This window comes from Pseudoselenomonas caprae, from assembly GCF_008271345.1.
Taxonomy (GTDB): Bacteria; Bacillota; Negativicutes; order Selenomonadales; family Selenomonadaceae; genus Selenomonas_A; species Selenomonas_A caprae.
The window spans coordinates 83,954-95,967 of record NZ_VTOZ01000003.1 but is presented as its reverse complement, the minus strand read 5'-3'; the positions used below and the strand labels follow the sequence as shown (position 1 = coordinate 95,967).

Annotated in this window: 10 protein-coding genes; 1 reads left to right on the top strand and 9 read right to left on the bottom strand. The window is 56.5% G+C overall.

From position 1 onward, the window contains the following. Window positions 1-8: 8 nt before the first annotated feature. The 9 genes from purF to FZ041_RS02165 all read right to left on the bottom strand — a co-directional run bounded on the left by purF (window position 9) and on the right by FZ041_RS02165 (window position 11,322). Window positions 9-1,448 (bottom strand): amidophosphoribosyltransferase, encoded by a 1,440-nt coding sequence (gene purF, locus FZ041_RS02205; RefSeq protein ID WP_149188362.1) that lies wholly within the window; start codon window positions 1,446-1,448, stop codon window positions 9-11. Window positions 1,449-1,538: 90 nt separating this feature from the next. Continuing rightward, window positions 1,539-2,024: a 5-(carboxyamino)imidazole ribonucleotide mutase gene (gene purE, locus FZ041_RS02200; protein WP_075441484.1), complete on the bottom strand. Its 486-nt coding sequence runs from the start codon at window positions 2,022-2,024 to the stop codon at window positions 1,539-1,541. Window positions 2,025-2,089: 65 nt separating this feature from the next. Then, on the bottom strand, window positions 2,090-2,962 hold the full coding sequence (locus tag FZ041_RS02195) for a phosphoribosylaminoimidazolesuccinocarboxamide synthase (protein ID WP_075441482.1): 873 nt from the start codon (window positions 2,960-2,962) through the stop codon (window positions 2,090-2,092). Window positions 2,963-3,111: 149 nt separating this feature from the next. Continuing rightward, the gene (locus FZ041_RS02190) at window positions 3,112-7,368 is read right to left on the bottom strand and encodes a 2-hydroxyacyl-CoA dehydratase (RefSeq protein WP_149188361.1); all 4,257 of its coding nucleotides are present in this window, start codon (window positions 7,366-7,368) and stop codon (window positions 3,112-3,114) included. 169 nt (window positions 7,369-7,537) lie between these two features. Further along, the gene (gene truA, locus FZ041_RS02185; protein ID WP_149188360.1) at window positions 7,538-8,314 is read right to left on the bottom strand and encodes a tRNA pseudouridine(38-40) synthase TruA; all 777 of its coding nucleotides are present in this window, start codon (window positions 8,312-8,314) and stop codon (window positions 7,538-7,540) included. A 21-nt stretch (window positions 8,315-8,335) separates the two neighbouring features. Continuing rightward, window positions 8,336-9,136: an energy-coupling factor transporter transmembrane component T family protein gene (locus FZ041_RS02180; protein ID WP_149188359.1), complete on the bottom strand. Its 801-nt coding sequence runs from the start codon at window positions 9,134-9,136 to the stop codon at window positions 8,336-8,338. Continuing rightward, window positions 9,126-9,995: an energy-coupling factor transporter ATPase gene (locus FZ041_RS02175; protein ID WP_149188358.1), complete on the bottom strand. Its 870-nt coding sequence runs from the start codon at window positions 9,993-9,995 to the stop codon at window positions 9,126-9,128. The genes FZ041_RS02180 and FZ041_RS02175 overlap by 11 nt, the downstream gene beginning before the upstream one ends. Beyond that, window positions 9,980-10,828 (bottom strand): energy-coupling factor transporter ATPase, encoded by an 849-nt coding sequence (locus tag FZ041_RS02170; RefSeq protein ID WP_075441472.1) that lies wholly within the window; start codon window positions 10,826-10,828, stop codon window positions 9,980-9,982. Before FZ041_RS02170 ends, FZ041_RS02175 begins: the two co-directional genes overlap by 16 nt. A 107-nt stretch (window positions 10,829-10,935) precedes the next feature. Beyond that, window positions 10,936-11,322 (bottom strand): desulfoferrodoxin family protein, encoded by a 387-nt coding sequence (locus FZ041_RS02165; RefSeq protein ID WP_075441470.1) that lies wholly within the window; start codon window positions 11,320-11,322, stop codon window positions 10,936-10,938. Window positions 11,323-11,450: 128 nt separating this feature from the next. On the opposite strand from FZ041_RS02165, the gene FZ041_RS02160 reads away from it, so the two are divergent. Continuing rightward, a complete protein-coding gene (locus FZ041_RS02160) occupies window positions 11,451-11,999 on the top strand; it encodes a BsuPI-related putative proteinase inhibitor (protein WP_075441468.1) in 549 nt (182 codons plus the stop codon). The last annotated feature ends 15 nt before the right edge of the window (window positions 12,000-12,014 follow it).

Below are 12,014 nucleotides of genomic sequence, written 5' to 3'. Positions count from 1 at the left end.
ATCCTCTCTCAACACTTGCGCTGTTCAAATACATATTTGCTGTCGCCAGCCGGCTTTTCCCCATCCTCGATCGGATAGGCACTGTTGAAGCAGGCGTAGCACATCGCCTCAGGGTCAACGGCGGATACCGACTGTTTGAGCCCTTCGATGCTCAGGAAATGCAGCGTATCGGCACCGATGTACTCGCGGATTTCCTCGACACTCTTGGTCGCTGCGATAAGCTCCTTGCGGACCGACGTATCGATGCCATAGTAGCAGGGATAGCCAATCGGCGGACTGCTGATGAGCATATGGACTTCCTTGGCCCCGGCATTGCGGAGCATCTTGACGATCTTGCCGCTGGTGGTACCGCGGACGATGGAGTCATCGACCATGATGACGCGCTTGCCTGCAACCACCGAACGGATGGCATTGAGCTTGAGCTTCACTGCCGTATCGCGTTTCTTCTGGGTCGGCTGGATAAAGGTACGGCCGATATAGCGGTTCTTGATCAGACCCTCCACAAAGGGAATGCCCGACTCAAAGGCCACGCCCGTGGCTGCCGTCGTGCCCGAATCCGGCACTGAAATGACGATATCGCCCTGGCAGCCCGACTCGCGGGCCAGCATGCGTCCCATCATGAAACGCGCATCGTGGACACTCTGGCCATCGATGACCGAATCGGGACGCGCAAAGTAGATGTATTCAAAAATGCATGCAGCCTTGGGCTCCTGCGTCGCAAACGGATACGACTTGATACCGTTTTCATCGATGACTACCATTTCCCCCGGCAGTACATCGCGGATGAACTCAGCTCCGACCACGTCAAGGCCGCAGGTCTCCGAGGAAATGATATAGCTGCCTTCCTCCGTCTTGCCGATGCAAAGCGGACGGAAGCCCTGCGGATCGCGCGCACCGATGAGCTTGCTCTCAGTCATGATGGTCAGGCAGTACGCGCCCTTGATTTTCTTGAGGCTTTCGATGACCTTGTCCTCGATAGTCTCCTGGCGCGAACGCGCAATAAGGTTGACAAACACCTCGGAATCGATGGAGGTCTGGAAAATCGTGCCCTGCTGCTCGAGATCATGGCGGATCTCCGCAGCATTGGTCAGATTGCCGTTATGGGCCAGCGCGATCTTGCCGCCCGCATAGTTGACCATCAGCGGCTGCGTATTGGCCAGCAGGCTCGAGCCTGTCGTCGAATAGCGCACATGGCCGATGGCGATGCACTGGTTCTCCATATGCGGGACCTGATGGCGGAATACCTCATTGACGAGGCCCATGCCACGCGTGACATCCATCCAGGCGCCATCGGTGATGGCGATGCCCGCGCTTTCCTGCCCACGATGTTGCAGCGCATAGAGCCCCAGATACGTCATGCCCGAGACATCCTCCGTATGGGAATAGACACCATAGACGCCGCATTCCTCTTTCCATTTCGGTTCTAAGTTATAGCCATTTTCATACATGGTTATTTTGTTCTCTCTTTTCCTTTTTCATATAATATACACGGTCAGCCCGCTTTTTGCGGTCAAAAAAACAGTCCGGTTGCACGCAGCTTAAAGCTGGGCAGCAACGCGGGCTGCTTTCTTTTCGACTTCCTGAATCATCTTCGTGCGGTAATCCGCCAATTTCTGCGCGAGCTCCTTATCCGCCACCGCAAAGATCTCCACAGCAAAGATCGCCGCATTCTTGGCACCATTGACGGCCATCGTCGCCACGGGAATCCCCGACGGCATCTGCACCGTGCTCAGGAGCGCATCCATGCCGTTGAGCGGCGTAGCGTTGATGGGCACACCAATAACCGGCAGCGTCGTATAGCTCGCTACCACACCTGCCAGATGCGCCGCAGCCCCTGCTGCCACAATGAACGCACCAATCCCTTTTTCGGGCGCACTGAGCACGACTTCACGGACTTTGGCTGGCGTGCGGTGAGCCGACGCCACGATGACCTCAGACTCGATACCGAACGACTTGAGGATCTCGACGGCTGGCTTCAAGATTGGCCAATCGGAATCACTTCCCATCATTACTGCAACTTTCATCAATCATGCTCTCCTTTCACAAAGAACACGGATCTTGCCGATCCGCGCCCTCCAGAATCAAATCCTTACTCAAAATCCTTGCCCGTAAGCATCTTATAGGCTTCTTTGTACTTGGCGATCGTCTTGTCGATGACATCCTGCGGCAGCTCATAATCGCTGTCCGGGTTTGCCTTGAGCCAATCACGGACGAACTGCTTGTCATAGGACGGCTGGCTCTGGCCTTCCTTATAGCCCTCCAGCGGCCAGAAGCGCGAGCTGTCCGGCGTCAGTACCTCATCGCCGAGGACGATGTTGCCGTCTTCATCGATGCCGAACTCGAACTTCGTGTCGGCAATGATGATGCCACGGGAAAGTGCATACTCCGCGCATTTCTTGTAGATGGCAATCGTGTAGTCGCGGACTTTCTCAGCATACTCACGGCCATGGCCCGGGAAGGATTTCTCCAGGACTTCTGCGCCCTTCTCGAGGGAGACGTTTTCATCGTGATCGCCGAGTTCTGCTTTCGTGCTCGGCGTGAAGATCGGCTCTGGCAATTTCTGGGACTCCACGAGGCCTTCCGGCAGCTCGATGCCGCAGATCGTGCCGTTCTCCTTGTAGCTCTCCCAGCCGCTGCCCGTAATGTAGCCACGGACGATGCACTCCATCGGAATCATCGTGAGCTTCTTGCACTTCATGCTGTTGCCAACGAAACCTTCCTGCTGGAAGAATTCCGGCATATCCTTGTTGTCGACCGAAATCATGTGATTCGGCAGGATATCTTTCGTAAAGTCGAACCAGAACCGGGACATCTGCGTCAAAATAGCGCCTTTATCCGTGATCTTGTTCTTCAAGATGTGGTCAAAAGCGGAGATGCGGTCCGTAGCTACCATGATGATGCTGTCCTCTGCATCATAGACTTCACGAACCTTACCGGATTTAAATGGTTTGTACTCTTTCATGGATTTTATCGTCTCCCATAAAAACATAGAATTATTAACCGACTATTTCATAATAACGAGATTTTTTTTGCCTGTCAATGATTTTTAGGACACATGTCCTTGATTTATGAGCCAAAAATGACCCGTCAAAAATTGACGGGTCATTTCACTCAGTGGCTTATCGCCTTGTCCTTATGTTCTTTTTTCTCCTGCTGCGGCCCGCGTTCCTTAGCCACGGCCAGCATCAGTTTCAAGCGGTTGAGCTGGTTGACTTCACTTGAGCCTGCATCACAGTCGATGGCCGTGATATTGGCCCCCTTGTAGCTCGTGCGCAGCTCATGCATGACACCCTTGCCCGTGATATGGTTTGGCAGGCAGCCAAAGGGCTGCAGGCAGACCACATTGGGCACGCCTTCATCGATGAGCTTCACCATCTCACCAGTCAGGAACCAGCCCTCGCCAGCCATGTTGCCGAGGCTGACATGGCGCGCGGCAAGCTCTGCTGTCTCGTAGATCGTATTCGGTGCACGGAAATGGCGGCTCTCCTTAAGGGCCTTGCGCATGGGCTTGCGGAAGAATTCGATGGCCTTGATGAACAGCTTGCCAAAGAACTCATCCTTGTACTTGCCTGCCAGCAGCTGATGCTTGGCAATCGAATCGTAAGCCGAATAGAGGAAGAAGTCCACAAAATCCGGCATGACGACCTCGGCCCCCTCATCCATGAGCACCTTCTCGATATGGTTATTCGCCACCGGATGATACTTGACGAGAATCTCACCGACGATGCCGACCTTCGGTTTCCAGAGGTCTTCATCGATCGGCAGATTGTCAAAATCGCGCACGATGGCCTTGACGTTCTTCTTGAACTTGAAGTAACTGCCGTGATTGATTTCAGCTTTGCAGCGATCCATCCACTTGCGGAACAGGGCCTGCGTCGAGCCATGGGTCAGCTCGTACGGCATCATGCGGTTGCGCACGTTCATCAGCGTATCGCCATAGACAGCCGCCTTGATGGCATCGGTGAGCATCGCTCGGTCGAGATTGAAGGCATCCGTCTCATCCTTCAGGCCGTGCACGGCAAAGACCGGCACCTGCGGGTAGCCCGCGTACTTGAGAGCCTCCCGCAGGACGCTCAGATAATTCGTCGCCCGGCAGGCACCGCAGGTCTGGAACAACATGATGCTCGTGTGGTCCGGATCGCACATGCCCGACTTCAGCGCCTGGATGAGCTGGCCGATGACGACGATGGCCGGATAGCACATATCGTTGTTGACATAACGCAGCCCCGTGTCGATGGCCTCCTTGCCCGGCATCGGCGGGATGACCGCATGGTAGCCGTACTTGCGGATAGCCGTCTTGAAGAGCTCGAAATGGATGGGTGCCATCTGGGGTGCCAGGATGGTATGGGTAGCCTTGCAGTCCTCGGTGAACCGCGGACGCGCAATCGGCTTGATTTCCTTATAGGCGACCGGCGTACGGCGCGTGAGTGCCGCCATCAGCGACCGCAGGCGGATGCGGGCCGCCCCGAGATTCGATACCTCATCGAGCTTGATCATCGTGTAGATGCGATGATGCTGCTCGAGGATATCCTTGACCTGTCCCGTCGTCAGCGCATCGAGGCCGCAGCCGAAAGAGCTGAACTGGATCAGCGTCAGGTTGTCATGCTCCGCCACGAACTGCGCCGCATGGTAAAGCCGCGCATGGTAGCTCCACTGGTTGACCACCTTGAGCTTCCCGGACTTGACCGGCAGATGATAGACCGCATCCTCCGAGAGGATCGGCAGCTTATAGGACTGGATCATCTCAGGGATGCCGTGGTTGATTTCCGGGTCCACATGATAGGGACGGCCCACCAGCAAAATCGCCTGCTCGCCAGTCTTCTCGATGCGCGCCAGGATCTTCGCGCCATAGTCGCGGACATCCTGACGATACTGCTCGATTTCCTTATAGGCCGCCTCGACTGCCGCAGCGATCTCACGCTTGGCGATCCCTTCCCTGTCCCCCAGTTCCTCATAAAGACGCGCAATCAGGCGCTTCTTGTCATGGATCGGCAGGAAGGGCTGGATGAAGTCGATATTCTGCTCCCGCAGGATATCCATATTGCCGCGGATATTTTCGGCATACGAAGCGACAATCGGACAGTTGAAATGGTTGTCCGACTCGTTGACATCGTCCTCCATGTTATAGGGCTCGCAGGGATAGAAAATCTTCTTTACGCCCTTCTCGATGAGATCGACGATATGTCCATGGGTGATCTTGGCCGGATAGCAGAGGGAATCCGACGGTACGGTTGCCATGCCCTTGTAATACATCTTCGCACTCGACTTGCCCGACAGCACAACCTCATAGCCGAGGGTATCGAGGAAGGTGAACCAGAACGGATAGTCCTCGTACATGTTGAGCACCCGCGGGATGCCGATGCGGCCGCGCTTAGCTCCTTCATGCGGCTTGTAATGCCTAAAGACGCGGTCATATTTATACTTGTAGATATTCGGCGTCTGCTCCTCGGTCTGCTTCTCGCCTCCCACGCCGCGCTCACAGCGGTTGCCCGTAAAGTACTTGCTGCCATCGGGGAATTTCTGCATCGTAATCAGGCACTTATTGCCACAGCCCTTGCAGCGGTAGGAACTCGTCGCTACCGTGAATGCATCAAGCTGCTCCGCCGACAGTACCGACGAATGCGCCTGCCCCGATTCCAAGGCCAGGATAGCTGCACCATAGGCGCCCATAAGCCCAGCGATGTCCGGACGGATGACGTCGCGGTCCAGCAGCTTCTCCATGCAGCGCAGCACCGCATCGTTGTAGAAGGTGCCGCCCTGCACGACGATGTGGTCGCCGAGCTCGCGGACGTCCTTGAGCTGCATGACCTTGAACAAGGCATTCTTGATGACCGAGAAGGCAATGCCCGCCGAAATGTCGGCGACTTCCGCCCCCTCCTTCTGCGCCTGCTTGACCTTCGAATTCATGAAAACCGTGCAGCGCGTACCGAGGTCAACGGGGGCCTTGGAGGTCAGTGCCTTCTTCGCAAACTCCGCCGGCGTCATATGCAAGCCCTCAGCGAAGTTCTGGATGAACGAGCCGCAGCCCGCCGAGCAGGCCTCATTGAGGGTGATATTGCCGATGCTGCCATCCTTGACGAAGAAGCACTTCATATCCTGGCCGCCGATATCGAGGACAAAGGTGACCTCCGGACAGAACTCCTGGGCCGCCCGCAGATGGGCAAAGGTCTCGACCTCGCCACCATCGGCATGGATGGCCGCCTTGACGATGGCCTCACCATAGCCCGTCGTCATCGTCCCCGCGATCCAGGCCGTTTGGGGCATGGCCTTATAGAGCTCCTTCATCTCACTGACGACAGTCTTCAATGGCGATCCCTGATTGCTGCCATAGGAAGTATAGAGGATTTCTTTCTCGCGGCCGATGGCCGTGATCTTCGTAGTCGTCGACCCCGCATCGATGCCCACATAGACGGGGCCTTCATAGTCTGCAAACGTTCCGCGCTTTACCTTATCCCTATCGTGGCGTTGCTTGAATTCCTCATATTCGGCTTCGCTGTCAAACAGCGTGAAGTCCGCCTGGCGCGTCTCGCTGGCTGCCGCCTCCTTGGCACGCTCAATGCTCGTCTCCAGCTGCGAGACATCGATGTTCTTGGCTTCCTCGGAGAGAGCCGATCCCATCGCGACAAAGTAGTTGCCGTAATCCACAGCGACAACATGCTCCTTGTCGAGCCCGAGGGTCTCGATGAAGCGCTTGCGCAGCTCCGGCAGGAAATGCAGTGGGCCGCCAAGGAACGCAACATGACCGTCAATCGGGCGTCCCTGGGCCAGGTTGCCGATGGTCTGATTGACCACCGCCTGGAAAATCGACAGCGCGATATCCGCTTTCTCCGCCCCGTCGTTCATCAGGGCCTGGATATCTGTCTTGGCAAAGACGCCGCAGCGCGAAGCGATCGTATAGATCTGCTTGCCCTTGGCTGCCAGCTCATTGAGCCCAGGTGCATCCGTAGACAGAAGTGATGCCATATGGTCGATGAACGAGCCCGTGCCACCGGCACAGACACCATTCATGCGCTGCTCCGGTGCATCGCCGAAATACGTGATTTTCGCATCCTCACCGCCGAGCTCCACGACCGTATCCGTCTGCGGGATAAGCTCGCGGACAGCCGTCGCACAGGCAATGACCTCCTGCACGAAGGGCAGGCCGATGCGCTGGGCAATACCCATACCAGCAGAACCGGTCAGGGCAAACGAGAACTTCTGCTCACCGACAATCGTCTTGAGGTGCGTCAGATTCTCCTGCAGGGCATTGCCGATCTCTGAAAAGTGGCGGGCGTAGTTCTTGTAGATGATATTCTTCTCGTGGTCGAGAACCACCAGCTTGATGGTCGTAGAACCTACGTCGATACCAACCTTTAATAGGGAATTCATAGTTTCACCACCTGAAAAAATGCATACGAGTAAAGACCCTCCTTTTACAGGGTCTTTTCATATTTTAACGCATCTGCAAGTACCGTGCAACCCGAATCGTCACAAACCAATAAAAATAAGCGCTAGCAATACATGACAATCCGCCCGTCATGTCCGCTAACGCCTACCATCAATATTCGACTTTATACAGATAGAGCCCGCAGGCCGGTGCTGTGGCACTGGCCTGGTTCCGGTCAAGGCTGTCCATGATCCGCTGGAAATCCGCTACCGTCAGCCGCCCCAACCCCACATTCACCACGGTGCCGATGATGTTGCGGACCATATGGTAAAGGAAGCCATTGCCATGGATAGAAAACTCCAGCATGCCATTTTCCTTTTCCTCCACCTTGGCCTCATACATGGTGCGTATCGGAAGCATCGGCGCGCCTCCCGCAGCCCGGAACGCGCTGAAATCATGGGTGCCCAGGATGCAGTCCAGGGCCTGCTGCATAGCCGCCACATCCAGGGGCCGCCGCACATACCAGGCATAGCGCTGCGTGAACACCGAAGGAACATCCCCCTGCTGGACGCGATAGATATACGTCTTGGACTTCGCGCTATGGCGCGCGCTGAACTCACGGCCGCCCTCATGTGCCTCCGTCACGACGATATCCGGCGGCAGCAGGCTGTTGACTGCCCGCACGATGCGCTCCGTCGGTATCGTGCCATCGGTAAAGAAATTGACGACCTGTCCATACGCGTGAACTCCTGCGTCCGTGCGCCCTGATGCTGCCAGCTCGATGGTATCGCCAAATACCGTCTGGAGTTTCTCCTCCAATACATTCTGTACGGCCACCACTGGCGGCGTCTGCCGCTGAAAGCCATGATAAGCCGTGCCATCATAGGCTACGGTCAATACGATATTGCGTGCGCGGGCCTTCATCTCCGCTTTATGCTCTGGTTTCATTCCCATTCCTTTCCATTATATCTAAGCCATGATCTGGATAGCCGCCAGCCCGGCGGTCAGCAGGATGAATACCGTCACGGCTGCATAGTCGATGGACAGCAGCTGCAAAGCCTTCATCTGCGTGCGGCCGATACCGCCACGATAGCAGCGCGCCTCCATCGCCAGCGCGAGTTCATCCGCCCGGCGGAAGGCCGACAGGAACAGTGGCACGAGTATCGGTACCATATTCCTGAGCCGCGCCAGCACATTGCCACTCGAAAAATCCACACCGCGCGACTGCTGTGCCTTCATGATCTTGTCGGTCTCAGCAATCAGCGTCGGTATGAACCGCAGGGCGATCGTCATCATCATCGCCAGCTCATGCGCAGGCAGGCCAAAACGCCGGAACGGCGAGAGCAGGCTCTCCAGCGCATCCGTGAGCTTCAACGGACTCGTCGTGAAAGTCAGCAGCGAGCTCGCCAGAATCAACAGCACCAGACGCAGGGACAGGAAGAAGCCCTTCTGCACGCCCTCCCAGGTCATCGTAAATACCCACACCTGCGCAATCGGCGTCCCCGGATTGCTGAACAGATGGATGAGGAAAGTGAAGAGGATGATCCACCACAGCGGTTTCAGCGAGCGCAGCATCATACGCATCGGTACCCCCGACAGCAGGATAAGCAAGAATGTCCCCACGGTCAGCACCGCATAAGCGAGAGGATGGCTGAAAACAAACACCTCGATCAGATAGAACAGCAGCAGCACGATCTTGACACGCGGGTCAAGGCGATGCAGCACGCTATCGCCGGGGAAGAACTGTCCCAACGTTATATTACTCAGCATGGACCAGCACCTCCCGGATTGCCTGCACGCCGCCCTCGATATCGAGGGCCTCCGCTTTCACGGGAAGACCTGCAGCCTGCAATTTCTGCAGCAGGGACAGGATATGCGGCTTCTTGAGCCCCGCTTCCTGCAGCAGGGCATCCTGGGCGAAAACTTCTTCAGGAGCTGCCTGCATAGCCAACCCGCCCTGCTTCATGACGACGACGGAATCGGCCAGCCGCGCGATATCCTCCATGCTATGCGAGATGAACACAATCGTGAGCTTCCACTTCTTCTTCAGCGCACAGATTGTCCGGATCAGCGATTCGCGGCCGCAGGGATCGAGGCCAGCCGTCGGCTCATCGAGCACGAGATAGCGCGGATGCAGTGCCAGCACGCCAGCAATCGCCGCCCGCCGTTTCTGCCCGCCACTCAGCTGGAACGGACTGCGATCCTTATACTTGTCGTAGTCCAGCTCGACAAGCTCCATAGCCTCACGCACACGCTGCTCCAGCGCCTCACCGCTGAGCCCCTGATTCTGCGGTCCGAAGGCCACATCAGCCGCAATCGTCTCCTCAAAGAGCTGCTGCTCAGGATACTGGAACACCATGCCGACCTGCTGCCGTGCCCGGCGCGCCTGCTCGCGCCCTGCCTTGCTGCTGTCGGCCAGATCGATGCCATCGACCAGCACCTGCCCGCTCGTCGGCGTCAGCAGCCCATTCAGATGCTGCACCAGCGTCGACTTGCCCGAGCCCGTATGCCCGGCGATTGCCGTGAAGCTGCCCTCCTCGATTGTCAGCGATACCTCGCGCAGTGCCTGCCGTTCAAAGGGCGTTTTCGGCATATATGTATAGCTGACCTGTTTCAATTCGATTGACACGTATATGCCTCCAATGCCTCAAGTAATTCTTCGTCGGTAACTATATCCGCGGGCAGCTTGATGCCCTGCTGCCGCAACCGCCAGCCAACCTCTGCCGCCACCGGCACATCGAGGCCCCGCTTCTTCATGGCGCCCACATCAGCGAACAGCTCTCGCGGCGTCCCATCGGCCGCTACCCTGCCCCCATCCATCACGATAAGGCGGTCGGCCTGGGCGGCCTCCTCCATGAAATGCGTGATGTAGACAATCGTGATGCCCTGCTCTGCGTGCAGCCGCTGCACCGTTTGCATGACTTCCTCACGCCCCTGCGGATCGAGCATAGCCGTCGGCTCATCGAGCACCAGGCAGCGCGTCTGCATCGCGAGTGCTCCGGCAATGGCAATGCGCTGCTTCTGCCCACCGGACAGGAGATGCGGCGCATAGGTGCGGAACTTCGTCATGTTGACCGCCGCCAGAGCCTCCTTGACCCGCCGCCGGATTTCCTGCGGCTCCACCCCCAGATTCTCCGGGCCAAAGGCCACATCATCCTCGACCACCGCCGCGATCAGCTGATTATCCGGATTCTGGAACACCATGCCGATCTGCTGCCGTATCTGCCAAAGATCCTGCGCCTTGCAGGTATCCAAGCCATCGACAAGACAACGTCCCTCCGTCGGCAGCAGCAGGCCATTCAAATGACGTGCTAGCGTTGACTTACCTGAGCCATTCGTTCCGAGCACAGCCACGAACTCACCAGCCGCAATGGACAGATTCACTTTGTCCAGCGCCACGAACTCCTGCGGTGTGCCCGGATGATATACATGTGTAAGGTTCTCTACCTCGATAAATGCCATCTGGATATCCTCTTTCCCCAAAATCATACATGCACCATTATAACACAAAAAACAAGGCGGTCTGTGCAAAATCCTGCACAAACCGCCCAGCTTTTTATCACTATTGCTTAGATATCCGTTTTCCACAAACCATGCAGATTGCAATAAGCAAATACGCTCACCGGCGCATCCCCATCTGCAATCCTGAAGGCTGCCTCTGGCTTATCCTCAGGCGTCAGCTGACGCATAAGGCCGCCCAGCTTCGTCTGCACATGAATCCACTCGATGAAGTGCTCAGGCGTCATAGGATGAGCCACCGAACCGACCGTTACCTTCAGCATACCCGCACCGGCATCATACTCAGCCACCGGTACATGTTTCTCCTGAGCCGCATCGGTCGTATTCGCCGTCAGCTCTTCCATCGGCTGTCCGCAGCATACCAACGGCCCTCCGCCCTCATGGATCAGACCGATAAGGTTACCACATTTACTGCAACGATAAAATTTACTGGCCATACCTTTCCCTCCATATTCATAATACACACAAAATTCACACTTATATTGTACAAAAAAAAGGCAGGAAACACAAGGATTTCCCACGAAATAGATAATAAAGTATTTTTTTGACGATAGGAGTATTCACCATGCGAAAAATCATCTTACTGCTTTCCCTTTTCCTGCTGATCCCCAGCATGGCCTCAGCCCGCTTCGGTACAGGCATCGGCATCACCTTCCCGGCCTCGTCATCAGGCAGCTCAGCCCCGCAGAGCACCTATGCCTCCCTGACCTACGAGCAGATTGCCGAGGAGCTGTCCATCCAGGAAACCCACGGCCGCCTGCAGCTCGAATTCAAGATCACTAACACCAGCAGCATCCCTTACTCGCTCCAGCAAAAGACGAGCCAGATCTACGACATCATCATCACCGACAAGAACGGGAAAAAGCTCTGGCAGTGGTCGGACAACATGGCCTTCACCCAGGCGCTGACCACCGTTGTCATCTCCCCGCATAGCACTACCGTCTACGAAGCCGAGCTTGACAGCAAGACCTACCGCAACATAAAGGAAAAGGCCGTGCTCGCCACCGCCTACCTCCTCAACAGTCCCTGCAAGCTATCCACCAAGCTCCCCACGCACACTGCCACCCACAGCACCCCCGTCCTCATCCACGGCGGCGTGATCATCGGCAACTGATTACACCACGCGAAG

Excerpts from the sequence above, each read along its gene's own strand:
- FZ041_RS02190 (WP_149188361.1), bottom strand. The coding sequence starts at position 7,368 with ATGAATTCCCTATTAAAGGTTGGTATCGACGTAGGTTCTACGACCATC.
- truA (WP_149188360.1), bottom strand. The coding sequence starts at position 8,314 with ATGAAACCAGAGCATAAAGCGGAGATGAAGGCCCGCGCACGCAATATC.
- FZ041_RS02195 (WP_075441482.1), bottom strand. The coding sequence starts at position 2,962 with ATGAAAGAGTACAAACCATTTAAATCCGGTAAGGTTCGTGAAGTCTAT.
- FZ041_RS02180 (WP_149188359.1), bottom strand. The coding sequence starts at position 9,136 with ATGCTGAGTAATATAACGTTGGGACAGTTCTTCCCCGGCGATAGCGTG.
- purE (WP_075441484.1), bottom strand. The coding sequence starts at position 2,024 with ATGAAAGTTGCAGTAATGATGGGAAGTGATTCCGATTGGCCAATCTTG.
- purF (WP_149188362.1), bottom strand. The coding sequence starts at position 1,448 with ATGTATGAAAATGGCTATAACTTAGAACCGAAATGGAAAGAGGAATGC.
- FZ041_RS02170 (WP_075441472.1), bottom strand. The coding sequence starts at position 10,828 with ATGGCATTTATCGAGGTAGAGAACCTTACACATGTATATCATCCGGGC.
- FZ041_RS02160 (WP_075441468.1), top strand. The coding sequence starts at position 11,451 with ATGCGAAAAATCATCTTACTGCTTTCCCTTTTCCTGCTGATCCCCAGC.
- FZ041_RS02165 (WP_075441470.1), bottom strand. The coding sequence starts at position 11,322 with ATGGCCAGTAAATTTTATCGTTGCAGTAAATGTGGTAACCTTATCGGT.